This window comes from Burkholderia sp. Ac-20365 (genome assembly GCF_017104715.1).
Lineage (GTDB): Bacteria > Pseudomonadota > Gammaproteobacteria > Burkholderiales > Burkholderiaceae > Paraburkholderia.
The window spans coordinates 254,476-276,537 of the sequence record NZ_JAAGPI010000009.1; the positions used below are offsets into that span (position 1 = coordinate 254,476).

The window sequence follows — 22,062 nt, forward strand, 5'->3', positions numbered from 1 at the left end:
TTTGAGCCGCGTCCGTACAGATGCCGAAGTGTCGCGCGCGCAGCCGGTGCGCGCGTTCGTGTCGCCGTCGCCCGCGCGCCGCGTATGGGCGCGCTTCCGGCAGCAGCGCCTTGGTTACTGGAGCCTGATCGTCTTCATCGTCGCGTTTGCGGCGAGCCTGGCTGCGCCGCTGTGGTCGAACGACAAGCCGCTCGTTGTGCGCTACGACGGCCATTACTATTTTCCGCTCGTGAAGGAATACGCCGAGACGACCTTCGGCGGCGACTTCCCGACGCCCGCCGATTATCTCGACCCGTACATCAAGCATCGTTTCGACGCGCCGGGCAACTTCGCGGTCTATCCGCTGAATCACTACTACTACGACACGCTCAACTACTTCTCGAAAGCGCCGAACCCCGCGCCGCCTTCGCGTGACAACTGGCTCGGCACCGACGACCGTGGCCGCGATCTGTTCGCGCGGCTCGTGTATGGCTTTCGGGTATCGGTGGAGTTCGCGCTGGTGCTGACTGTCATCGGCACCGTGCTCGGCGTGCTGGCGGGCGCCGTGCAAGGTTTCTTCGGCGGCAAGACGGACATCATCGGGCAGCGTCTGATCGAAATCTGGAGCGCGATGCCGGAGCTGTATCTGCTGATCATCTTCGCGTCGATTTTTGAGCCGGGCTTCATCCTGTTGATCGTGCTGTTGTCGCTGTTCGGCTGGATCGGGCTCGCCGATTACGTGCGCGCCGAGTTTTTGCGCAACCGCCAGCAGGATTACGTGCGCGCTGCACGCGCGATGGGCTTGTCGAACTGGCAGATCATCTGGCGACATGTGCTGCCCAACAGCCTGACGCCCGTCATCACCTTCCTGCCGTTCCGCATGAGCGGCGCGATTCTGGCGCTCACGAGTCTCGACTTTCTCGGCCTTGGCGTGCCGCCTCCGACGCCAAGCCTTGGCGAACTGCTCGCGCAAGGCAAGGCGAATCTCGACGCCTGGTGGATTTCGATGTCGACCTTCGGCGTGCTCGTCGTGACGCTGCTGCTGTTGACGTTCATGGGCGACGCGCTGCGCAATGCGCTCGACACGCGTATCGCCGACGCGATGAAGGCGGGAGGCAACCAGTGAGCGCGACCCCAACGAAATACGACGGGCCGCTGCTCGAACTCGAGCATCTGCGTGTGAGCTTCGGCGACACGGTGGCTGTCGACGATGTATCGCTTGCGATCGGACGCGGCGAGCGTGTCGCGCTGGTGGGCGAGTCGGGTTCGGGCAAGAGCGTGACGGCGCTGTCGATTTTGCGTCTGTTGACCGACGCGCAGACCAGCGGCGTGGTGCGCTTCGACGGCGAAGATCTGCTCATGAAGAGCGAGCGCGAGATGCGCGGACTACGCGGCTCCGACATCGCGATGATCTTCCAGGAGCCGATGACGGCGCTCAATCCGCTGTACACGATCGGCGATCAGATCGCGGAAACCATCGTGCTGCACGACGGCGTGAGCGCCAACGAGGCGCGCAAGCGCGCGGTCGCGTTGCTCGAACGCACGGGCATCACGGAGCCAGGCAAGCGCGTGAACAGCTATCCGCATCAGTTGTCGGGCGGACAGCGGCAGCGCGCGATGATCGCGATGGCGCTCGCCTGCCGTCCGCGCCTTTTGCTCGCCGATGAGCCGACGACCGCGCTCGACGTGACGATTCGCGCGCAGATCGTCGAACTGCTGCTCGAACTGCAACGCGACGAAGCCGAAAAACGCGGCATGGCCGTGCTGCTGATTACGCACGATCTGAACCTCGTGCGGCATTTCGCGCAACGCGTCGCGGTAATGGAGAAGGGCGTGCTGGTCGAGAGCGGATCGGTCGACACGCTGTTCGCGTCGCCGCAGCATCCGTACACGCAACGCCTGCTGCAAAGCCGTCCGGAACGCACCGTCGTGCCTGTGCTCCCAATCGCGCCCGTGCTGCTCGACGCACGCGACGTCAGCGTCGATTTCAAGACAAAGCTGCCGGGTTTTGCTGGCTGGTTTCAGTCAGGACGCTTTCGCGCCGTCGATGATGCATCGGTGTCGGTGCGGCAGGGCGAGACCTTGGGCATCGTCGGCGAGTCGGGTTCGGGTAAATCGACGCTCGCAATGGCGCTGCTCGGGCTGCAAAAGACCTCGCACGGCGCGATCGAGTTTCAGGGCAGGGCGCTCGGCAGTTATAAAGGACGCGATCAGACCACGCTGCGCTCGAACATGCAGGTGGTCTTTCAGGATCCTTTTAGTTCACTTTCACCGCGGCAGACAATCGAGCAGATCGTTGGCGAAGGGCTGGCGCTGCATCGGCCGCAACTCGCCGCGGACGGCCGCCGCGACAAGGTGATTTCGGTGCTGCGCGAAGTGGGGATCGACCGCACGGCGTTACAACGATATCCGCATGAGTTTTCGGGCGGACAGCGTCAACGGATTGCGATTGCACGCGCGCTGGTGCTGGAGCCGCGCATCCTGATTCTCGACGAACCGACCAGTGCGCTCGACGTGTCGATCCAGCAGCAGGTGTTGAAACTGCTCGCCGGATTACAACGCAAATACAACCTGGGTTTCGTGTTCATCAGCCACGATCTGGCCGTGATCGGCGCGATGGCCCATCGCGTTGCCGTGATGAAAAATGGGGCCATCGTGGAGACGGGCGATGTGGAACGGATCTTCGCGGAACCCGGTCACCCTTACACACGTAAACTATTGAAAGCGGCCTTGACGACTTGACATTCACCAATTGGGTGCGCCTAGTCATTGATTTTTTCTATTTGTTTTGACATAGGAATACTTACTGGCTAGTATCGACCAAACTTTTTCCTAGCCTGTTGATTTTCAGGCAAAAACTACCGCAACACCGGCCCTAACCAAGACCAACCACCAGACCAATGCAGCACCAAAACCTAACCCAGGCTTGCACGCGCGTCGTCGCCGGGATGTTCATTGGCGTACTGATGGCCGCAGCTCCCGGCGCGTTCGCCGATGAAGTAAGCAGCTTTAACCAGAATGCCTCATTTTCGACCTCTTCCGGGTCGAACTCCGTGTCCTCCACCACACAAAACACGCAAAGCGCTGCCTCGAATTCCGAGAGCGGCGCTCGTTCGTTTCTGTCCGGCATGGCCGGCAAAGCGGGCGACGTGGTCGTCGGTGCGCTCAACATGATCGGCGTGCGCTACCGCTGGGGTGGCGATACGCCGGATTCGGGCCTCGATTGCAGCGGTTTCGTGCGCTACGTGTTCCAGGACACGCTCGGCATGGCACTGCCGCGCCGCGCAGAAGAGATGAGCCGTGTCGGCGAAAAGGTTCGGGTTTCCGACCTGAAGCCGGGCGATCTCGTGTTTTTCAACACGATGCGCCGCACGTTCTCGCACGTTGGCATCTACATCGGCGACAACAAGTTCGTGCATTCGCCGTCGACAGGCAGCACGATTCGCGTCGACGACATGGACGACGGTTACTGGGAAAAGCGCTTCACGGGCGCACGCCGTATCGAATCGACGGTGCCGCAGCAGCAGGAACTGCGTCAACGTGTGAGCGCAACGATCGGCGGCAGCAACTAAGACGATCTTCGCTTCACCGGTTTTAAAGAAAAGGCCCGCTTCATTCGAAGCGGGCCTTTTGCTTTGCTGCGTCTGGTTCTGTGTATGCGTGACGCTTACTGGCAGCTCGTCAGGCCGTAGCGCGTGCCGCTGCCAGCTTGCGCAGCAGTTCGGGCGCGGCGCGCGCAGCGGCTTCCTCGCCGGCCAGAATCGCCGCATTGCGTTGTCCGAAGTCGGTGCCGCTCATTGCGTTCAGATTCGGACGGATCACGACGTCGGCGTATTTGTCGAGTTCGTACGCCTTGATTGTCTGACCCATGATCGTAAACGTCTGCATCAGCACGTCGAACGAGCTTTCGGTGACGGCCGTTTCAGGGCGCGCGGAAATGTCGACGGCGATCACGAAGTCAGCGCCCATCTTGCGCGCGAACGATGCCGGCACCGGACTGACAAGGCCGCCGTCGACATATTCATGTCCGCCGATCTTCACAGGCTCGAACACCGACGGCACGCTCGACGACGCGCGCACGGCAATGCCAGTGTTGCCGCGCTGGAACAGAATCGGTTGGCCGGTTTTCAGATCCGTTGCGACGACGCCTAGCGGTTTCACCATCTTCTCGATCGGGCGATTGTCGAGCGTCTTGTTCAGATAGTTCTGCAGCGCAACGCCTTGCAGAAAGCCGCGCGTGCGGAACGGCATGGCCCAGTCGCTGATCGACGCCTCGTCCATCGTCAGCGCGAGCTTGTTGAGCGCGAAACCGTTCAAACCCGACGCGTACAACGCGCCGACCACCGAGCCGGCGCTCGTGCCGCAGATCAGATCGACCTGGATGTTGCGCGCCTCCAGCGCCTTGATCACGCCGATATGCGCGAAACCGCGCGCCGCGCCGCCGCCGAGCGCGAGCCCGACGCGCAGCGGTCGCTGAGGCTTGATGACGGGCGTCGTCGGCGGATTGGATGCCGTGCTGGGCGTGGGCGTGACGGTGTCGGGCTTGCTCCCCGTCGACGCGCAGGCGGACAGCACAGCAGAAGCCGCAGCAATCGAGAACGTGCGGCGGGACAAACGTGGCGATGACGGTTTCAACGAATTCTCCAGCGACGGCGCCGACGTAGAGGCGAAAGCGTCGCGCCGCGTGTCTTGCGAAGGTGATCGCCGGCGGCGATCGGGGCGCGCTGTCCGCAGCCAGGCGGCAGCGCGCGCACATCATAATGCAAAGCGGGGGCGCGGCGACAACTGGCTGAGGAAAGCGTCTACTGGTTCGATTGTCAGTATCGGGTGCCGACAACATTGACCCGTGCAAACGCCGCTGCGCATCCGCTCGCGCGGCGAACCCGCAAGCTCGCGCACTCATGTTGTCAGTGCCGGCGGGTATAATTCGACTCTCTTTTTCATCGCGTTCGCACCGCCGCCAGCCGCCGTCTGCCGTTGTTGCCGTCGTCGGGCGCGAACCGTTTTCGTTGCCGCGCCAGGTTTCGATGTTCGCCGGCGCAAGCATCCGTCTTCGAGTTACCGCACATGACCACTCCCATTCGTACCCGCTTCGCACCGAGCCCCACCGGCTTCATTCACCTCGGCAACATTCGCTCTGCGCTGTATCCGTGGGCGTTTGCGCGCAAATCGAAGGGCGTGTTCGTGCTGCGTATCGAGGACACCGACGTCGAACGCTCGACCGAACAATCCGTCGATGCGATTCTCGAAGGCATGCAATGGCTCGGCCTCGATTACGACGAAGGCCCGTTCTACCAGATGCAGCGCATGGACCGTTATCGCGAAGTGCTCAAGCAGATGCAGGAGCAGGGCCTCGTGTACCCGTGCTACATGTCGACGGAAGAACTCGACGCGTTGCGCGAGCGTCAGCGTGCCGCGGGTGAAAAGCCGCGCTACGACGGCACGTGGCGCCCGGAACCCGGCAAGGTGCTGCCGGAGCCGCCCGAAGGCGTGCAGCCCGTGCTGCGTTTCCGCAATCCGCTGACAGGCGTGGTCGCGTGGGACGATGCTGTGAAGGGCCGCGTCGAAATTTCGAACGAAGAACTCGACGATCTCGTGATCGCGCGTCCGGATGGCACGCCGACCTATAACTTCTGCGTGGTCGTCGACGATCTCGACATGAAGATCACGCACGTGATTCGCGGCGACGATCACGTGAACAACACGCCGCGCCAGATCAACATTCTGCGCGCGCTCGGCGCCGAGCCGCCCGTCTATGCACACTTGCCGACCGTGCTGAACGAGCAGGGCGAAAAGATGAGCAAGCGCCATGGCGCGATGAGCGTGATGGGTTATCGCGATGAAGGCTATCTGCCGGAAGCGGTGCTGAACTATCTCGCACGTCTGGGCTGGTCGCATGGCGACGCTGAAATTTTCTCGCGTGAACAGCTGGTCGAATGGTTCGATCTCGAGCACCTGGGCAAGTCTCCGGCGCAGTACGACCACAACAAGCTCAACTGGCTGAACAACCACTACATCAAGGAAGCGGACAACGCGCGTCTCGCCGAACTGAGCAAGCCGTTCTTCTCGGTGCTCGGCATCGATGAAGCGACGCTAGCGAAGGGCGCAGATGTCGTGGGCGTGATCGGCCTGATGAAGGACCGCGCGTCGACGGTGAAGGAGGTCGTGGAGAACGCCGCGATGTTTTATCGCGAGCCGAATCCGGATGCCGAAGCACTCGCGCAGCATGTGACGGACGTCGTGCGCCCGGCGCTCGCCGATCTCGCCGCCGCGTTGAAGACCTGCGAATGGACCAAGGAAGGCATCGCTGCCGCGCTCAAGGCAACGCTCGGCACGCACAAGCTGAAGATGCCGCAGCTCGCGATGCCCGTACGCTTGCTGGTTGCAGGCACGACGCACACGCCTTCCATCGATAGCGTGTTGATGCTGTTTGGTCGCGATGTCGTCGTGAGCCGCGTCGAAAAGGCCCTCGCTTAAGCGGGCGAAGCGAGGCTGTGTGTGATGTATTCACGGCTTCGCAAAAAAATTGCAGAAAGCGGTTCAAGAGGTATTTACAAAGCGAAATTTGCTCACTACAATCTCGCTTCTGTTCTGCAAGGGGGTATAGCTCAGCTGGGAGAGCGCTTGCATGGCATGCAAGAGGTCAGCGGTTCGATCCCGCTTACCTCCACCATCAGAGCAGAGTGAAGTTCTTCCGGTTAGCTGGAAGTTGTAGAAAAAAAGACTTCACAAACGGTTGTAAAGCAGTTAGAATAGCGGTCTTCGCTGCTGATGAATGAGGTTGGCAGCAAGAGCGAGACAGATCTGAAAAGATTATGTCCCCTTCGTCTAGAGGCCTAGGACATCACCCTTTCACGGTGAGTACAGGGGTTCGAATCCCCTAGGGGACGCCAAATACTGGCGTTACTTGAGATTCAGGTAATGCGCTTGCGAGAGATCTAACCGGCGCTCGCAAGTTGGGTAGCAAGACTGGAGTGGTAGTTCAGTCGGTTAGAATACCGGCCTGTCACGCCGGGGGTCGCGGGTTCGAGTCCCGTCCACTCCGCCAGATTAAGCCCGTTCGGTGAGCGGGCTTTTTCGTTAAAGGTGTAAGCAGTAAGATGTGAAGTACGTTGTCCCCTTCGTCTAGAGGCCTAGGACATCACCCTTTCACGGTGAGTACAGGGGTTCGAATCCCCTAGGGGACGCCAGATACTGGCGTTACTTGAGATTCAGGTAATGCGCTTGCGAGAGATCTAACCGACGCTCGCAAGTCAGGTAGCAAGACTGGAGCGGTAGTTCAGTCGGTTAGAATACCGGCCTGTCACGCCGGGGGTCGCGGGTTCGAGTCCCGTCCGCTCCGCCAGAAAATAGGAAGCCCGCTGAGTTGTCAGCGGGCTTTTTGTTTTGCGCTTCCCACTTACTGGTCACTTGCGCGAGCGTCGCGGATCACTCATGCGCCGCTGTGGGGCAAACAGCCATTGCCAGCGCGCGCCGCGTGTCTTAACGTTGAGCGGACCGACTCTTTCGTCCTCAGCGCGATGCTCGACCCGACCGACGATCCATCTCCCTTCCATTTGCGCAAGGCCAGCATGGACGACTTCCAGTTCGCCGAGGCGCTCACGCGCAACAACATGGGCGGCTACTACCGCCGGCATCATCTCGTCTGGCGCAGCGACCTGTTCCTCGCGAGCTGGCGCGAGTCGGAGAATTTCATCCTCGAAGTGGACGGCGAACGGATCGGCGTGTTGCGTATCACCGAAGAGGGCGACTCGCTGCATATCCGTGATGTGCAGATCGCCGAAGGTCATCGGCGGCGCGGCGCGGGCACGTATCTGCTGAACACGTCGCACCGTTGGGCGCGGGCGCGCGGTCTCACTGAACTGCAACTACGCGTATTCGTCGACAACCCGGCGGCGCGTCTCTATCAACGGATGGGCTATCGGCTCGCGGGCCCGCGGCTCGCGCAACTTGGCTCGATCCGGCATATGGCGCGGCGCGTCTGAGCGTGCCGTGTACATGGGTGCTGCTCGCGACACGCAGCAAGCCTCATCAACCCGCGTCGTCTTCCTCATCATCCCGTTCGGGCTCGTCGTGCCTGTGTTCCGCGCCGCGAACCATGAACGCGCGCGGACTTTCGCCGAACGCGCGCCGGAACATCGCGGAAAACGCGCTCTGACTCTGATAGCCCAGCTCCCGCGCAACATGCGACAACGGCCGCCCCTGGCTGAGCAATGGAATCGCGCGGGCCAGTACGGCCTGCTGCCGCCATTGCGAAAAGCTCACACCCAGTTCCTGCCGGAATAGCCGCGCGATCGTGCGCGTGCTCGCACCAACCGTCGACGCCCATCGTTCCAGCGGATCTGCATTGGCGGGATCGGCGAGCACCGCTTCGCACAACGAGCGCAGACGCTTTTCCGTCGGCATCGGCACGGATAGCGGCAACGGCTGCGAGCGGGTGATTTCATCGAGCGCCAGCGAGCCCAGCAGTCGCTCACGCTCAGGTGGCAAGCCGGGTGTATCTAGCGAAGCAATGACTTCGCGCAACAACCCCGACACTTCGACGACGCGGCACGCATCCAGTCCCGGCGGCACGACCGTCTCGTTCACATACAGCGTGCGCAAAAACGCCTCTTCGACGATGGTCACCTCGTGCAGCACATACGGGGGCACCCAGATTGCCCGCGACGGCGGCACCATCCACGTCGTGCCGAACGTGCCCACGCGCAGCACGCCGCGCGATGCATACGCGACCTGAGCCCACGCATGCGTGTGCCGGGCGATACGCACGCCCGCTGGCATTGGCCGCGAGCGCACGCGGATAGGGTGTACCGGCGTGGGCGCGAACTCGGGCGGAATGTCCGCGAAATCGACGCGCGTCGACATTTCGGGCGGCGCTTTCGGTGCAGGCGATGTGGAACGGGCGGCTTCGGTCATAACATAACGGGTTGCGCAGCAGTGAATCTGCCGCATGACGAGTGTCATTGTAGGGTCGTCCGCGCCGTCCGCACATTGGCCGAACGGACGATGCGACATCGCGGAAATGGCGCGGCATAATGCACCGGATTCGTTTCGCCGAGGGAGAGAAGCCGATGAACTTTGCCACTGCGGATCTGTGCGACGCGCACGAAGACCAGCTGGACGCAGGCACGTTGCGCGTCTTCGATCCTGTGTTCAGCCGTTTCGGCCGTGCGTCGCGTTTTGGCGGCGAGGCGGTGACGATCAAGGTATTCGAGGACAACACGCTGGTGCTTGCCACCCTGGAAGAAAAGGGCGCGGGCCGCGTGCTGGTCGTCGATGGCGGCGGCAGTCGCCGTTGCGCGCTGATCGGCGGCAACCTGGCCAGGATCGCCGAGAAAAGTGGCTGGGCGGGTATTGTCGTGTTCGGCTGCGTGCGCGATACGCTGGAACTGAACGAATGTAATCTCGGCATCGTCGCGCTCGCGACGCATCCGCAGCGCAGCCAGAAGCGTGGCGGCGGAGAGCGCGATTTGCCTGTACGCTTGCCCGGCTCGGTCGTGCGGCCGGGCGAGTGGATTTATGCCGACAGTGACGGCGTGCTGGTGGCGAGCGCGCCGCTGGTCTGACGGCTCGCGAGAATAGAGAACCGGAAGTAGACGGAGGGTAGTGGACTGATGCAGAACGTTTTTGTATATGGCACCTTGCGTGCCGGTGAGATCAACGATATCGGCGCTGCGGCAGCGCGTAACGATATCGCGGCGCCGACACTCGTCGGTGCAGCCACGTTGCGTGGCCGCCTGTTCGATTTCGGCGCGTATCCAGGCCTCGTGCCTGACGACGCAGGCATCCACGTACGCGGCGACGTCTATGAGATCGACGATGATCTGGTTGCCGTGCTCGATGAAATCGAAGAGGTCTATCCGGGCGTTGAAGGTCTTTTCATGCCGCGCGAAGTGACCGTCGACGTCGAAGGCGCGCGCGTGACCTGCCGCTATTACCCAGTACAGCGCGACGCCGTCAAAGGGCTGCCCGAAATTCATGGCGGCGATTGGGTCGCGCACCGGCGCACGAACGGGCGCTGAGCACGGTGCAAAAAAATGGCCCAGCAGGCATGACGCCCGCCAGGCCATCCCGGTCGGTCAACCGTAGAGCAATCGCGTTGCTCAGAGTTCTTCGTAAAGCGGCAGCGTCAGGAAGTCAGTGAAGTTCTCCGACGTCGACATCTCGCTGAAGATCTGCGCAGCGCGCTCATAAGGCTTCGTGTCGCCCGTGATCGCAGCCTTCACCTTGTCGAGTTCCTGAGCGGACAGTTCACGCACGAGTTCGGCCGTCACCTTGCGGTCATCGTCGAGCTTGCCCTTCGGCGAGCGAATCCACTGCCATACCTGCGAACGCGAGATTTCGGCCGTTGCCGCATCTTCCATCAGGTTGTGGATGGGCACGCAACCATTGCCCGCGAGCCACGAGCCCAGGTAGTGAATGCCGACGTTGATGTTGTTGCGCAGGCCGGCCTCGGTAATGGGCGCTTCCGGACGGAAGTCGAGCAGATCCTTGCCCGTCACCTGCACGTCGTCGCGCTGCTTGCCGATCTGGTTCGGCTTGTCGCCGAGTACCTTCACGAACTCTTCCATCGCGATGGGCACGAGACCCGGGTGCGCGACCCATCCGCCGTCGTAGCCATCCGTTGCGTCACGCGCCTTGTCCGAGCGTACGCCGGCCATGGCCTTGTCGTTCGCGGCTGGATCGTTCTTGATGGGGATCAGCGCAGCCATGCCACCAATCGCAGGCGCATTGCGGCGATGGCAGGTCTTCAGCAATTGCAGCGCATACGCGCGCATGAACGGCACCGTCATCGTGATCTGCGAACGATCTGCAAGGCAGAAGTCCTTGTCGTTCTTGAACTTCTTGATCGCAGAAAAGATGTAGTCCCAACGTCCGGCGTTCAGGCCCGAGCTGTGTTCGCGCAGTTCGTACAGGATCTCATCCATTTCGAACGCGGCCAGAATCGTTTCGATCAGCACCGTCGCGCGAATCGTGCCGCGCGGCACGCCGACCGCCTCCTGAGCGGCAACGAAAATGTCGTTCCAAAGTCGCGCTTCGAGGTGGCTCTCCATCTTCGGCAGATAGAAGTAGGGCGCCGTGCCGCGCGACAGTTGTTCCTTCGCGTTGTGATGCAGGAAGAGCGCGAAGTCGAAGATGCCGCCCGACACGCGTTGCCCGTCGACCGTCACGTGTTTCTCATCGAGATGCCAGCCGCGCGGACGCACGATCAGAGTCGCAACCTTGTCATTCAGCTTGTACGACTTGCCGTTCTGTTCCAGTGAAATCGTCCGGCGCACGGCTTCCATCAAATTGATATGCCCGGTGATCTGGTTGTCCCAGCTCGGCGCATTCGAATCCTCGAAGTCGGTCATGTACGAATCCGCGCCGGAGTTCAGCGCGTTGATGATCATCTTGCGATCGACGGGGCCGGTGATCTCGACGCGCCGGCATTGCAGATCGTGCGGCAGGGGCGCGATCGTCCAGTCGCCTTCGCGGATGCTCTTCGTTTCGGCAAGGAAGTCCGGGCGCTCGCCTGCGTCGAGACGCTTGACGCGTTCCTCGCGCGCTTTCAGCAATTGCTGGCGGCGCGGCTCGAACGTCCGGTGCAGGGCGGCGACGAGTTCGAGTGCTTGCGGCGTCAGGATCGCTTCGAAGCCGGGCTTGATGTCACCGGTGATTTTCATGCCCTGCGGGAGCGACAACGTGTTCGCCATGATTTCTCCTTGGTCGGTCAGTTTCAACTTCAGGTTCAACAATACGTAGTGGTGCAATTGCCATGCTTCATCGGGAACAGAGCAACCGTTACACGCCAGGGCTGTGGCGCGCGCGGCTGCTTTTCTCCGGTCTGACTGCTTTCCCGGACGACGCCGGGTGTTCGATAAACGTCAACAGGTCGCTCATGCTCCTGCCTGTGCCGTGCGGCGCGACGCCCAGTTCCTCGGCGGGCGCGCCCTGGCGGTTGAGCCAGAACACCGTGTAGCCGAACCAGTTCGCGCCGCTCGCATCCCAGCCGTTCGACGACACGAACACGATCTCGCGCGCGGTCGCGCCGAACGCTTCGGTGCCGAGCGCGTAGGTTGCCGGCGCCGGCTTGAATGCGCGTACGGCATCCACCGACAACACGTGGTCGAACAGCCCTGACATGCCCGCGCTTTTCACTGCGGTATCGAGCATCTGCGGATTGCCGTTCGACAGGATCGCGAGTCCGACGGGTTCGTTGCGTGCCGCGCTGCGCATGCTGCGCAACTGCCGCAGCGCGGGCAGCACGTCGGGAAACGCGGACAGGCACGCGTATTCGTCCATCAGGCGTTTTTCGCCGGCCGCGTTCAACACGAGGCCGAGCTTGCGCGCGGAGAAACGCAGCGCATCGAGCGTGATGTTCCAGAACGGCTGGTAGCGCGCGCCGGCCGGGTCGGCGGCCGTGCGCAACTGCGTGTATTCGATCTGTTTTTGCCGCCACAACTGCGAAAGCGCATCGCCGTGGCCCGGAAACATCTGCTCCGCGGCGGCGACGACGGAGTGCACGTCGAACAACGTGCCGTAGGCGTCGAAAATCACAGCTTTGGGGAAGAGTGTCGTTGTGGCCGACATTGCCTTGCGCTCCTTCAGAGGTCAGGATCGATTTTATTCGTGACGCCTTGTGCTAAAAAAGACTGTAAAGATCACTTGATCTTTTACTTTCATCAACCTAATCTGGCGCAACCTTCTATTCGTGCGCGTTTCGACGCGCCCATTCATACGCAGATGGACCGCTTCAAGCAGATCGAGACTTTCGTGACCGTCGCGGCGCGCGGCAGTCTGTCGGCGGCAGCGCAGGCCGAAGGCGTCGCGCCCGCGATCATCGGCCGGCGCATCGACGCGCTCGAGGAACGTCTCGGCGTCAAGCTGCTGGTGCGCACCACGCGCCGCATCACGCTGACCTACGAAGGCTCGGCGTTTCTCGAAGACTGTCAGCGCGTCATTCACGATATGCAGAATGCCGAGGCGAGCGTGTCGGCGGGCGGCGTGAAGGCGAGCGGTCATCTGCGCGTGTCGGCGCCCGCGGGTTTCGGGCGGCGCCATGTCGCGCCGCTCGTGCCGGTGTTCACGGTCGCGCATCCCGACGTGTCGATTTCTCTCGATCTGTCCGATCGCATGGTCGATCTCGTCAACGAAGGCTTCGACTGCGCGATCCGTCTGGGCGAATTGCCCGATTCGTCGCTCGTCTCGTTGAGACTTGGTGAGAACAAGCGTGTGTGCGTCGCATCGCCCACGTATCTCGCGCATCGTGCCGCGCCGCAGACGCTCGCGGATCTCGCGCATCACAATTGCCTCGCGCTCGGCGCGAGCGCGAACCAGCAGCGCGGCTGGGTATTCCAGCAGGGCGAAAAGGTCGTCACGATCAAGGTCTCGGGCACGATGGAATGCTCGGACGGCGCGGTGCTGCACGAGTGGTGCCTCGAAGGGCATGGACTCGCGTGGCGCTCGTGGTGGGAAGTCGGCACCGACATCGCCGCGGGACGGCTGGTGAGCGTGCTCGACGATTTCGCCGCGCCGCCTATCGGTATTCATGCGGTATTTCCGCAACGGCGGCATCTGCCGCTGCGGGTGCGGCTCTTTCTCGATTTCCTCAAACACACCTACGGCGACCCGGTGTACTGGGGCTGACGGCACGGGCCGCGCGCGGGTTTCCGATATGCGGACATGCCCGCACGCGCGGCTTGCGCGACTTTTCGGCGCACTACAATCGTTCTGACAGCCCGCCGCGCGGCTTCTCGACCGCTGCGGCGCAGGCGGTTGCGCGCGCCTGCGGACATTCGCGTCCGTGTTCGTAAAGACACGGCCCAGCGAACCGTAAGCGTACGCATTCCACACCTGCAGTCGACGACGGAGGGCACCATGTTCAAGCACATCCTCGTTCCGACCGATGGTTCGGACCTGTCGAAAAAGGCGATCGACGGCGCGATCGATCTCGCCCAGGCCGTCGGCGCGCGCGTGACCGCCTACGCGTGTCTGCCGCAATATCCTTATTCGCCGTTCTCCGAAGTCGTGATCGAGCCGCCAGTGGATTTTCAGGACCGCAGCGAGCGCGAGGCACGCCAGCATCTGCAGGAAGTGGAGGAGGCGGCGCGTGGCGCCGGTGTGCAATGCACGAGTCAGACGAGCGTGCATCCGTCGCCGTATCTGGGCATCATCGAAGCGGCCGAGCAGGGTGGTTGCGACGTGATCTTCATGGCGTCGCATGGGCGGCGCGGACTCGGCAGTCTGCTGATCGGCAGCGAGACGCAGCGCGTGCTCACGCATACGAAAATTCCGGTGATTGTGTATCGATGAGGGATGCCGGCTTCGGCAAGGTCTGTCTGAAGAACGCGCACCAGCGCTTCACCGGCGCGCGCTTTCATAGAGGCGGAAGCCCGATAAGGCTCGCCTGATATTGGGGTCTCTCAGGTTCGTCTCATACGAATCGGGCGTCATGGCCAGACGCCCGATGGTTCTTCCTGGTAGTTATCGAAACCGGCCCTCTGCGGGACCGTTCTTCACGTTGCTGCGAGAGAAAGGCGCGTATCTTTCTGTCGCTGAACCCGTCGACGTCGGACGACGTTAGACGCCTCAGGCGACCTTCTTGTTATCGAAGAACTGTTCGTCTTCTGTCGAGCCGTGCAGCGCCGTCGTCGACGCGTCGCGCTCGACCGTTTGCGTCACGGCGTCGAAGTAACCCGTACCCACTTCGCGCTGATGCTTCACAGCTGTGAAGCCCTTTTCGGCGGCGGCGAACTCGGCCTGCTGCAGTTCGACGAACGCGCTCATCTGCTGGTGGGCGTAGCCGTGTGCGAGGTTGAACATCGAGTAGTTCAGCGCGTGGAAGCCGGCGAGCGTGATGAACTGGAACTTGTAGCCCATCGCGCCGAGTTCCTTCTGGAACTTCGCGATGGTCGCGTCGTCGAGGTTCTTCTTCCAGTTGAACGACGGCGAGCAGTTGTACGACAGCATCTTGCCCGGGAATTCCTTGTGGATCGCCTCGGCGAATCTCTTTGCGTACTCGAGGTCCGGCTTGCCCGTTTCGCACCAGATCAGATCGGCGTACGGCGCATACGCGAGACCGCGCGACACGGCTTGCCCGAGACCTGGCTTAGTACGGAAGAAGCCTTCCACCGTGCGCTCGCCCGTCAGGAACGGCTTGTCGTTGTCGTCGATGTCGGACGTGATGAGGTCAGCGGCTTCCGCGTCGGTGCGCGCGATCAGCACGGTCGGCACGCCGAGTACGTCGGCGGCCAGACGCGCAGCCGACAGCTTCGCGACATTTTCGCGCGTCGGCACGAGCACCTTGCCGCCCATGTGGCCGCACTTCTTCACAGAAGCGAGCTGGTCTTCGAAGTGCACACCGGCCGCGCCGGCTTCGATCATCGCCTTCATCAGTTCGAACGCGTTCAGCACGCCGCCGAAACCGGCCTCAGCGTCGGCCACGATCGGCGCAAAGTAGTCGATGTAGCCTTCGTCGCCGGGATTCTTGCCTTCCGACCATTGAATTTGATCGGCGCGCGTGAGCGTGTTGTTGATGCGCTTAACCACGAGCGGCACCGAATTCGCCGGATACAGCGACTGGTCGGGGTACATTTCGCCTGCCACGTTGGCGTCGCCTGCCACTTGCCAGCCGGACAGGTAGATTGCCTTCAGGCCCGCCTTGACCTGCTGCATCGCCTGGTTGCCCGTCAGTGCGCCGAGTGCGTTGACGAATGGCTGTTCGTGCATGTCCGTCCAGAGTCTTTCAGCGCCGCGGCGCGGGAGCGTGTGTTCAGGCTGCACCGAACCGCGCAGGCGCACGACGTCTTCCGCCGTGTAGCCGCGCTTGATGCCCTTCCAGCGGCTGTCCGATTCCCATTGTTGCTGAAGCTGCTGTGCCTGTTCGTTGCGCGTCATGGTGTGCTCCTTATTTGCCTTAACGTGGGTTCGCTGGACTCATAGCTTCCGCGAAGCGAGGCTGTTTCGAGCGTTTCGTTTCGCGAAGTCTTATATAAGAGTCTAGGCAAAAGGCTGTTGACGTAACAAGCGCTACCAAGGCTTTTTCGATGATTTTTATTCTATGTTTTTCAACGCGTTATAACTTTTATTTCACAATAAGAAATGAAATTTTCCCTGTTGCAACAGCGCTCTTTGTGCCACGCAACACGATTTTTTACGACGCAAAAAAATTTTTCGCATTGTGAAATTTGAGGCGGGGCGAAAAAAAACCGACGCCGAAGCGCCGGTTTTCTCGAAAGCAGCAGGTTTTTGGCTAGCTTGCGCCGGACGTATTAGTCGCCACGACGCGAGTTGCGCGGGCCATCGTTGCGGCGAGCGCCGTAACCGCCATCACGCGAATAGCCGCCTTCGCGGTTGCCGCCACGGTAGCCGCCTTCACGGTTGCCACCGCCGAAGCCGCCTTCACGCGAACCGCCTGCCGGCTTGTTGCCCCAGCTGCGACCTTCGCTGTTGCCGCCTTCGCGCGCGCCGTAGCCGCCACGATTGCCGTCACGCGAACCATAGCCGCCACCGTTGCCGTTGCCGTCACGCGAACCACCATAGCCCGGCTTGCCGCCGCCGCTGCCGAAGCGTCGGCCACCATTGCCGCCGCCCGGACGGCCACGGCCGCCGAAGCCGCCACGACCGTTTGCCGGCGGCGCCTTGCGCGGCTCGAAGCCTTCCACGACGTTCACAGGCAGCGGCGAACGCACGAAGCGTTCGATGCGCTTCAACGCGCCTTGCTCGGCGTGATGCACGAGGCTCACGGCGATGCCCGAACGGCCCGCGCGGCCCGTACGGCCGATACGGTGCACGTAGTCTTCCGCGAACTTCGGCAGGTCATAGTTGAACACGTGCGTGATGCCGGGGATGTCGATGCCGCGCGCCGCGACGTCGGTGGCCACCAGCACGCGCACACGGCGCTCGCGCAGTGCGCGGATCGTGCGGTTACGCGCGCCTTGCGGCAGATCGCCGTGCAGCGCAGCCGATTCGAAGCCTGCGTCGGCAAGACGGCCGGCCAGCATGTCGGCGTCGCTCTTGGTCGCCGTGAAGACGATCGCCTGGTCGAGGCCGTCGGCACGCAGCAGATGGTCGAGCAGACGATCCTTGTGATCGCGGTCGTCGACGTAATGCACCGTCTGCGCGATGTTCGTGCGCTGTTCGATGCGCTGCTGGATCTCGATACGCTCCGGATCCTTCAGCAGGCGGCCCGTCAGCGAGCCGATCTTGCCGTCGAGCGTAGCCGAGAACAGCATCGTCTGACGCGTTGCGGGCGTTGCGGCGACGATTGTTTCGATGTCGTCGATGAAGCCCATGTCCAGCATACGGTCGGCTTCGTCGAGCACGAGCATCTGCAGTTGCGACAGGTCGATGCGGCCGCGCTCCAGGTGGTCGAGCAGACGGCCCGGCGTGGCGACGAGAATTTCGGGGTTCTTGGCGAGCAGCATCAGCTGCTGGCCATAGGCGACGCCGCCCAGAATGCTGACGGTGCGCAGGCGCTTGAGGTGCTTGCCGTACGTCGACGCTGCCGTCGTCACCTGCATCGCCAGTTCGCGGGTCGGCGTGAGGACCAGCAGGCCCGGACGCGCGACGGGCATCGGACGGCGGCCACGGCCACCGGCGTTGCTGTCGTTACGCGGCTCGCGCGGCTGGCTGGCTTGCGCCTTTTGCAGTTGTGCGAAGCGCTCGATGGCGGGCAGCATGAACGCTGCGGTCTTGCCCGAACCGGTCGGGCTCGAGACCAGCAGGTCGCGGCCGGCGATGCCAGCGGGAATCGCGCGCTGCTGCACGGGCGTCGGCGCTTTGTAGCCGGCTGCCGTCAGCGCGGAGACGATTTCCGCCGACAGACCCAGCTCAGCGAACGTCGGGCCGGTCACTTCGGTGGCTTGCACGGCCGTTTCCGGCGTGTCGAGACCGAGGGCTTGATCGGCGATGGCGTTCAGCGGGCTGGTGGTATTGCTCGAAGTCATGAGAATCCTTGAAACATGGGAAATAGAACGTCGGCGCCAATCGGCATACCCAAGTCGTCGGATTCAGCGAGCAAAACAGCAGCGAGCAAATCGAAAAACGGGGGCAACTCGCGACAATAAAGGCGAGTTTCTCGTTAGAAGCTGTATCGAATGCGACAGGCCGGAAGTGGCTTGCCGCCAGCCTGGACTTGACGGCCCGTGGGGCCTTGCAGGAGGGGACAGGTTCTAAACTGGATTGGAGCAAAACGCTACGAGGCGCTTTTTCCGCCAACGCCGCCGGGAAGGGGCGGGCAGAAACGGTGAAGCGCAGCCTGCATTATATCGAATTTTGTTGCACCGCGCCACCGTTAAGAACTTTCCGATTGAAGGCGACTGATTCATCCGAAGAATGCGCATTTCAGTCGCGCTTCGGAATGCGTCGCTATCAGGCCGCCGTCCCGTTTTTCAGCGATTCGACCAGTTCGACATACTGCTGACGAGCCGTTTCCGGTGCCGTGCCTTGCAGCGCGGCCCACGCGTCGTATTTGTATTTGCCGACGATGTCGGTGAAGCCCGGCTTGTCGCCGTGCACGTCGCCGTCGGTGGCCTGTTTGAAGAGCGCGTACAGGCGCAGCAGCGTGAGGTTGCCCGGACGCTCCGGCAGTTGCTTCACGTCGTCCTGTGCCCTGGCGAAAAGATCATCCACGTCGCTCATCCGTTCCTCCATGCCTGATTCGAGATAGGGCGTCGATCATAACAAGCGATACATCACGCGCGGACAGGCGAGGCTGGAGCGATTCTTCCAAACGCAGGGGGGCGCACCTGGGCACAGGTTGGGTTTTGTTCGCATCCGGCGACGCAGGGTGCCGCATTACAATAGCGGTCATGACGAAAACCGTGCTGCTTGCCCTCGATACTTCGACCGAATTCTGCTCGGTCGCACTTTTGTCCGCCGAATCCGCCGACGACGCATCGCCGGCCGAAGCGGGCGCGCCTGCTCCCCAACCGCGCGTGTGGTCGCGCCACGAAGCGACGGGTGCCGTCTCCAGCACGCGGCTTCTCCCCGCCATTCGCGAAGTGTTCAACGAAGCGGGCCTTGCGCTCGCCGATTGCGACGCGATCGCGTTCGGTTCCGGTCCCGGCTCGTTCACCGGTTTGCGTACTGCGACGGGCGTCGCTCAGGGACTTGCGTTTGGCCTGGATTGCCCGGTGGTGCCGATCGGTACCTTGCTCGCTTGCGCCGAAAGCGCGCGGTTGCGCGATCCGTCGGCGACGCGTGTGCTGGCCGCGCTGGACGCCCGCATGGACGAAGTCTATTGGGCCGACTTTGCATGGGATGAGGTCGAAGGCGAATGGCGCACGGTTCATCCCGCGTCGTTGGGTGCGCCCGATGCGCTCGCGCTGCCGGACGAGCCGTTCACACTCGCGGGTAACGCGGCCGGGGCTTTCGGCGATCGTCTGAAAGCGGCATCGGCGGCGCGCAGTGTCGATCGCGAAGCCGTGCCTCACGCGCTGCCCGTTGCGTACGCCGCGCTGCGGGCGTTCCGCGCGGGCCGCACGCTGCCCGCCGATCAGGCGGCGCCCGAGTACATCCGCGACAAGGTGGCGCAGACCACGGAAGAGCGCATGGCCGCCAGGGCCGCGCAAGGCGAGGGCGCGCGATGAGTGGCGTGCTGCTGGCGGACCGCTACATGTCGCCGATGACGGAGGGCGATCTCGACGAGGTCGCCGTCGTCGAAAAGCTCGCTTATGAATTCCCCTGGAGCCGGGGCAACTTCGAAGATTCGCTGCGTAACGGCTACTTCGGGGTGTGCCTGCGGCATGTGACGGGCACGCTGATCGGCTATTGCGTGCTGATGCCCGTCGTCGATGAGATGCATCTGCTGAATCTGTGCGTCGCGCCCGCGGCGCAGCATGCAGGTGCGGGCCTCTCGCTGTTGCGCGAAGCCGTGCGCATTACGCACGGCGAAAAGCTCGCGGGGATGCTGCTCGAAGTGCGGCCGTCGAACCATCGCGCGATCAAGCTGTATGAGCGCTTTGGATTTGCGTCGATTGGCCGTCGCAAGAACTATTATCCGGCGCGGCATCGCAGCCGGGAGGACGCCATCGTGATGCGTTTCAGTTTTACGAAGGAGGGCGCAGATGGCGCTGCATGAATCCGCGCTGGAAGAACTCGGCCTCGCGCCGATGTGGGTGCGTCGCGGGATGGCGCAGAGCGCGTCTGTTGAAGCGACGGTGGGCGACAGCGCTGTTGAGGCGGTAGCGAGTGAAGCGCCGCGCGCGCCTGCTGTATCGCACGACGACGCAAACGCACCCGTTCGTGCTCGGGTAACCGTTGCCACCGATGTGCCCGCTCAAGTGGCACCGGCGCGTGACGTCGACGAACCCGCATCCGAACCTGTCGCGCGCGCCGACGCTCGCGCTGAAGATGCACGCGAAGCGCGCAGCGCTGCCGCACCCGTTCCCGCAGCCGACGCAACACCACCCGCCAGCGACGACGACTTCGCCTGGTTCGACGATCTTCCTGGCGAACCGCTGTCACCTTCGATGGACATCGAAGCGAAACCAGACCGCCCGGCACAACCGGCTATCGACACGCTCGACTGGACCGCGCTCGAAGCCCGCGTCTCGGCGTGCGAGCGCTGCCGTCTGTGCGAGCGCCGCACTAACACGGTATTCGGTGTCGGTGATCGTGAAGCGGACTGGATGCTGATCGGCGAAGCGCCCGGCGAGAACGAGGACAAACAGGGCGAGCCGTTCGTCGGCCAGGCGGGCAAGCTGCTCGACAACATGTTGGGCGCGCTCGATCTCGCGCGCGGCACGAACGTGTATATCGCTAACGTGATCAAGTGCCGGCCGCCCGGCAACCGCAATCCGGAACCGGACGAAGTCGCGCGCTGCGAGCCGTATCTGCAGCGCCAGGTCGCGCTCGTGAAGCCGAAGCTGATCGTCGCGCTTGGCCGCTTCGCCGCGCAAAGCCTGCTGAAAACGGAAGCGAGCATTTCGTCGCTGCGCGGACGCGTGCATGAATATGAAGGCGTGCCGGTGATCGTCACCTACCATCCCGCGTACCTGCTGCGCAGTCTCGGCGACAAGGCGAAGTCCTGGCAGGACCTGTGCCTTGCCCGTGACACCTGGCGCAACGCCGCCGCGCAAGGACAAGAAGGGGACGAGGCGAAATGAGCGAGGATGCCGGGCCGACCGCTTCGTTCGAGGCGCCGTCAGCGGCCCGGCTGGGTGCGCTCGTCGATCCGGCTGTGCGCGACATCGCGTGGTTGCTGTTCAGTCCCGATCTGTTGCGCGCGCAACCGCCACGCGGCGTGCTCGCGACGCCGTTCGAATCGCCGGATGAAGCCGCTGCGGCGATGGACTGGCTGGAAGGCCAGGATGCGGATCCCGCCGAGTTGCATGACCATATCGCCGCGGCGCGCGTCACGCGTCTGGGGCGTTACGCCGAGTGCCTGCTCGCATGGTTCCTGAAACAGGGTCCTGCGGCGCGCCTGATTGCGGCGAACGTGCCGCTGCGCCGCGCGGGCGTCACGCTGGGGGAGTGTGATTTCCTGGTGGAGACGAGAGCGGGCAGGCGGCTGCACTGGGAACTGGCCGTCAAATGTTTCCTGCACGCAGGCAATGGCCGGGGCGAACTGGCTGACTATGTTGGCCCGAATCTGCAGGATCGCTTCGATCTCAAACGCGCGCATCTGCTCGATCATCAACTGCCGCTAAGCGCCCGCGAAGAGTTTGCGTCGTTGGGACATCGCGGGCCGTGGGAGCCGCAGATGTTCGTCAAAGGCTGGCTGTTCTACCGCAATGGTGTCGCCGAACGCGATCCCGTCGAAATCGATCCGGCGCATGGACGCGGCTGGTGGTCGACGCGTGCCGACTGGCCGGAATTTTCCGGCCGTCATGCGGATGCGTGGATGCTGTTGCCGAGGCTCGAATGGCTCGCGCCGCGCGTGCGTGACGCACATCGCGCGGCGAGTTTCGTGACCGCGGATGCGCTCGCGCAGCAACTCGCGGGGCAGACAGGGCCGACGATGGTGGCCGCGTTTGTCGAGCAGGGTGACGGCGTCTGGATCGAACGCTCGCGTGGCTTCATCGTTCCGGACGGCTGGCCCGAAAGGGCGCAGGCATTTGCCCGCGAGGCGGCACGCCCGTCATAGCGAGGTGAGAC

The 22,062-nt window shown here is 62.9% G+C and carries 20 protein-coding genes and 5 tRNA genes; 18 read left to right on the forward strand and 7 right to left on the reverse strand.

Annotated elements, in window-relative coordinates:
- Nucleotide 1 precedes the first annotated feature (1 nt).
- The 3 genes from G3O01_RS18710 (at nucleotide 2) to G3O01_RS18720 (ending at nucleotide 3,551) form a co-directional block, all read left to right on the forward strand.
- Nucleotides 2–1,105, forward strand: coding sequence for an ABC transporter permease (locus tag G3O01_RS18710; RefSeq protein WP_205806623.1), 1,104 nt, complete (start codon nucleotides 2–4; stop codon nucleotides 1,103–1,105).
- On the forward strand, nucleotides 1,102–2,721 hold the full coding sequence (locus G3O01_RS18715; protein ID WP_205806624.1) for a dipeptide ABC transporter ATP-binding protein: 1,620 nt from the start codon (nucleotides 1,102–1,104) through the stop codon (nucleotides 2,719–2,721). Before G3O01_RS18710 ends, G3O01_RS18715 begins: the two co-directional genes overlap by 4 nt.
- A 158-nt stretch (nucleotides 2,722–2,879) precedes the next feature.
- On the forward strand, nucleotides 2,880–3,551 hold the full coding sequence (locus tag G3O01_RS18720; RefSeq protein WP_205806625.1) for a C40 family peptidase: 672 nt from the start codon (nucleotides 2,880–2,882) through the stop codon (nucleotides 3,549–3,551).
- 109 nt (nucleotides 3,552–3,660) lie between these two features.
- Here the strand turns inward: G3O01_RS18720 and G3O01_RS18725 are convergent, their stop codons facing one another.
- Entirely contained in the window at nucleotides 3,661–4,614 is a 954-nt protein-coding gene (locus G3O01_RS18725) for a patatin-like phospholipase family protein (protein ID WP_205806626.1), read from the reverse strand.
- A gap of 432 nt (nucleotides 4,615–5,046) precedes the next feature.
- Between G3O01_RS18725 and gltX the strand changes: the two genes are divergently transcribed.
- The 7 genes from gltX to G3O01_RS18760 all read left to right on the forward strand — a co-directional run bounded on the left by gltX (nucleotide 5,047) and on the right by G3O01_RS18760 (nucleotide 7,964).
- Nucleotides 5,047–6,456, forward strand: coding sequence for a glutamate--tRNA ligase (gltX, locus tag G3O01_RS18730; protein WP_205806627.1), 1,410 nt, complete (start codon nucleotides 5,047–5,049; stop codon nucleotides 6,454–6,456).
- A gap of 120 nt (nucleotides 6,457–6,576) precedes the next feature.
- Nucleotides 6,577–6,652: transfer RNA gene (locus G3O01_RS18735), tRNA-Ala, on the forward strand.
- Nucleotides 6,653–6,796: 144 nt separating this feature from the next.
- Nucleotides 6,797–6,872, forward strand: a tRNA-Glu gene (locus G3O01_RS18740).
- Nucleotides 6,873–6,950: 78 nt separating this feature from the next.
- Nucleotides 6,951–7,027, forward strand: a tRNA-Asp gene (locus tag G3O01_RS18745).
- A gap of 66 nt (nucleotides 7,028–7,093) precedes the next feature.
- Nucleotides 7,094–7,169, forward strand: a tRNA-Glu gene (locus G3O01_RS18750).
- A gap of 78 nt (nucleotides 7,170–7,247) precedes the next feature.
- Nucleotides 7,248–7,324, forward strand: a tRNA-Asp gene (locus G3O01_RS18755).
- A gap of 175 nt (nucleotides 7,325–7,499) precedes the next feature.
- Complete coding sequence (locus tag G3O01_RS18760; RefSeq protein ID WP_205806628.1) at nucleotides 7,500–7,964, forward strand: GNAT family N-acetyltransferase; 465 nt, start codon at nucleotides 7,500–7,502, stop codon at nucleotides 7,962–7,964.
- A gap of 46 nt (nucleotides 7,965–8,010) precedes the next feature.
- Here the strand turns inward: G3O01_RS18760 and G3O01_RS18765 are convergent, their stop codons facing one another.
- A complete protein-coding gene (locus G3O01_RS18765) occupies nucleotides 8,011–8,844 on the reverse strand; it encodes a helix-turn-helix transcriptional regulator (protein WP_205806664.1) in 834 nt (277 codons plus the stop codon).
- Between the two features lie 206 nt (nucleotides 8,845–9,050).
- On the opposite strand from G3O01_RS18765, the gene rraA reads away from it, so the two are divergent.
- Both rraA and G3O01_RS18775 read left to right on the forward strand, forming a co-directional pair.
- Complete coding sequence (gene rraA / locus G3O01_RS18770; RefSeq protein WP_205806629.1) at nucleotides 9,051–9,545, forward strand: ribonuclease E activity regulator RraA; 495 nt, start codon at nucleotides 9,051–9,053, stop codon at nucleotides 9,543–9,545.
- Nucleotides 9,546–9,593: 48 nt separating this feature from the next.
- Complete coding sequence (locus G3O01_RS18775; protein WP_205806630.1) at nucleotides 9,594–10,001, forward strand: gamma-glutamylcyclotransferase family protein; 408 nt, start codon at nucleotides 9,594–9,596, stop codon at nucleotides 9,999–10,001.
- Nucleotides 10,002–10,082: 81 nt separating this feature from the next.
- Here the strand turns inward: G3O01_RS18775 and aceB are convergent, their stop codons facing one another.
- Together aceB and G3O01_RS18785 are read right to left on the reverse strand one after the other, a co-directional pair.
- Nucleotides 10,083–11,675: a malate synthase A gene (gene aceB, locus G3O01_RS18780; RefSeq protein WP_205806631.1), complete on the reverse strand. Its 1,593-nt coding sequence runs from the start codon at nucleotides 11,673–11,675 to the stop codon at nucleotides 10,083–10,085.
- Between the two features lie 88 nt (nucleotides 11,676–11,763).
- Nucleotides 11,764–12,552: a haloacid dehalogenase type II gene (locus G3O01_RS18785; protein ID WP_205806632.1), complete on the reverse strand. Its 789-nt coding sequence runs from the start codon at nucleotides 12,550–12,552 to the stop codon at nucleotides 11,764–11,766.
- Nucleotides 12,553–12,705: 153 nt separating this feature from the next.
- Here G3O01_RS18785 and G3O01_RS18790 point away from each other — a divergent pair, with 153 nt between their 5' ends.
- Nucleotides 12,706–13,608: a LysR family transcriptional regulator gene (locus G3O01_RS18790; RefSeq protein ID WP_205806665.1), complete on the forward strand. Its 903-nt coding sequence runs from the start codon at nucleotides 12,706–12,708 to the stop codon at nucleotides 13,606–13,608.
- 231 nt (nucleotides 13,609–13,839) lie between these two features.
- Nucleotides 13,840–14,274: a universal stress protein gene (locus G3O01_RS18795; RefSeq protein WP_054926640.1), complete on the forward strand. Its 435-nt coding sequence runs from the start codon at nucleotides 13,840–13,842 to the stop codon at nucleotides 14,272–14,274.
- Nucleotides 14,275–14,550: 276 nt separating this feature from the next.
- Here the strand turns inward: G3O01_RS18795 and aceA are convergent, their stop codons facing one another.
- The 3 genes from aceA to G3O01_RS18810 form a co-directional block, all read right to left on the reverse strand.
- Nucleotides 14,551–15,858, reverse strand: a complete 1,308-nt coding sequence (gene aceA, locus G3O01_RS18800; protein ID WP_205806633.1) for an isocitrate lyase — start codon at nucleotides 15,856–15,858, stop codon at nucleotides 14,551–14,553.
- A gap of 374 nt (nucleotides 15,859–16,232) precedes the next feature.
- A complete protein-coding gene (locus G3O01_RS18805; protein WP_205806634.1) occupies nucleotides 16,233–17,909 on the reverse strand; it encodes a DEAD/DEAH box helicase in 1,677 nt (558 codons plus the stop codon).
- 424 nt (nucleotides 17,910–18,333) lie between these two features.
- On the reverse strand, nucleotides 18,334–18,603 hold the full coding sequence (locus G3O01_RS18810) for an acyl-CoA-binding protein (RefSeq protein ID WP_205806635.1): 270 nt from the start codon (nucleotides 18,601–18,603) through the stop codon (nucleotides 18,334–18,336).
- A gap of 170 nt (nucleotides 18,604–18,773) precedes the next feature.
- Here G3O01_RS18810 and tsaB point away from each other — a divergent pair, with 170 nt between their 5' ends.
- From tsaB to G3O01_RS18830, 4 genes are read left to right on the forward strand one after another with little or no spacing between them, the layout of a single operon-like run.
- Nucleotides 18,774–19,553, forward strand: coding sequence for a tRNA (adenosine(37)-N6)-threonylcarbamoyltransferase complex dimerization subunit type 1 TsaB (gene tsaB / locus G3O01_RS18815; RefSeq protein WP_205806636.1), 780 nt, complete (start codon nucleotides 18,774–18,776; stop codon nucleotides 19,551–19,553).
- A complete protein-coding gene (gene rimI / locus G3O01_RS18820; protein ID WP_205806637.1) occupies nucleotides 19,550–20,044 on the forward strand; it encodes a ribosomal protein S18-alanine N-acetyltransferase in 495 nt (164 codons plus the stop codon). The genes tsaB and rimI overlap by 4 nt, the downstream gene beginning before the upstream one ends.
- Nucleotides 20,031–21,071, forward strand: a complete 1,041-nt coding sequence (locus G3O01_RS18825; RefSeq protein WP_205806638.1) for a uracil-DNA glycosylase — start codon at nucleotides 20,031–20,033, stop codon at nucleotides 21,069–21,071. The genes rimI and G3O01_RS18825 overlap by 14 nt, the downstream gene beginning before the upstream one ends.
- Nucleotides 21,068–22,051 carry a DUF1853 family protein gene (locus G3O01_RS18830; RefSeq protein ID WP_205806639.1) on the forward strand — a complete coding sequence of 328 codons (984 nt, stop codon included), beginning with the start codon at nucleotides 21,068–21,070 and terminating at the stop codon, nucleotides 22,049–22,051. The genes G3O01_RS18825 and G3O01_RS18830 overlap by 4 nt, the downstream gene beginning before the upstream one ends.
- Nucleotides 22,052–22,062: the final 11 nt, after the last annotated feature.

Bases quoted from the DNA above. Each gene is read 5' to 3' on its own strand.
- G3O01_RS18720 (WP_205806625.1), top strand. From the start codon at position 2,880: ATGCAGCACCAAAACCTAACCCAGGCTTGCACGCGCGTCGTCGCCGGG.
- gltX (WP_205806627.1), top strand. From the start codon at position 5,047: ATGACCACTCCCATTCGTACCCGCTTCGCACCGAGCCCCACCGGCTTC.
- G3O01_RS18760 (WP_205806628.1), top strand. From the start codon at position 7,500: ATGCTCGACCCGACCGACGATCCATCTCCCTTCCATTTGCGCAAGGCC.
- G3O01_RS18765 (WP_205806664.1), bottom strand. From the start codon at position 8,844: ATGTCGACGCGCGTCGATTTCGCGGACATTCCGCCCGAGTTCGCGCCC.
- rraA (WP_205806629.1), top strand. From the start codon at position 9,051: ATGAACTTTGCCACTGCGGATCTGTGCGACGCGCACGAAGACCAGCTG.
- G3O01_RS18775 (WP_205806630.1), top strand. From the start codon at position 9,594: ATGCAGAACGTTTTTGTATATGGCACCTTGCGTGCCGGTGAGATCAAC.
- aceB (WP_205806631.1), bottom strand. From the start codon at position 11,675: ATGGCGAACACGTTGTCGCTCCCGCAGGGCATGAAAATCACCGGTGAC.
- G3O01_RS18785 (WP_205806632.1), bottom strand. From the start codon at position 12,552: ATGTCGGCCACAACGACACTCTTCCCCAAAGCTGTGATTTTCGACGCC.
- G3O01_RS18790 (WP_205806665.1), top strand. From the start codon at position 12,706: ATGGACCGCTTCAAGCAGATCGAGACTTTCGTGACCGTCGCGGCGCGC.
- G3O01_RS18795 (WP_054926640.1), top strand. From the start codon at position 13,840: ATGTTCAAGCACATCCTCGTTCCGACCGATGGTTCGGACCTGTCGAAA.
- aceA (WP_205806633.1), bottom strand. From the start codon at position 15,858: ATGACGCGCAACGAACAGGCACAGCAGCTTCAGCAACAATGGGAATCG.
- G3O01_RS18805 (WP_205806634.1), bottom strand. From the start codon at position 17,909: ATGACTTCGAGCAATACCACCAGCCCGCTGAACGCCATCGCCGATCAA.
- G3O01_RS18810 (WP_205806635.1), bottom strand. From the start codon at position 18,603: ATGAGCGACGTGGATGATCTTTTCGCCAGGGCACAGGACGACGTGAAG.
- tsaB (WP_205806636.1), top strand. From the start codon at position 18,774: ATGACGAAAACCGTGCTGCTTGCCCTCGATACTTCGACCGAATTCTGC.
- rimI (WP_205806637.1), top strand. From the start codon at position 19,550: ATGAGTGGCGTGCTGCTGGCGGACCGCTACATGTCGCCGATGACGGAG.
- G3O01_RS18825 (WP_205806638.1), top strand. From the start codon at position 20,031: ATGGCGCTGCATGAATCCGCGCTGGAAGAACTCGGCCTCGCGCCGATG.
- G3O01_RS18830 (WP_205806639.1), top strand. From the start codon at position 21,068: ATGAGCGAGGATGCCGGGCCGACCGCTTCGTTCGAGGCGCCGTCAGCG.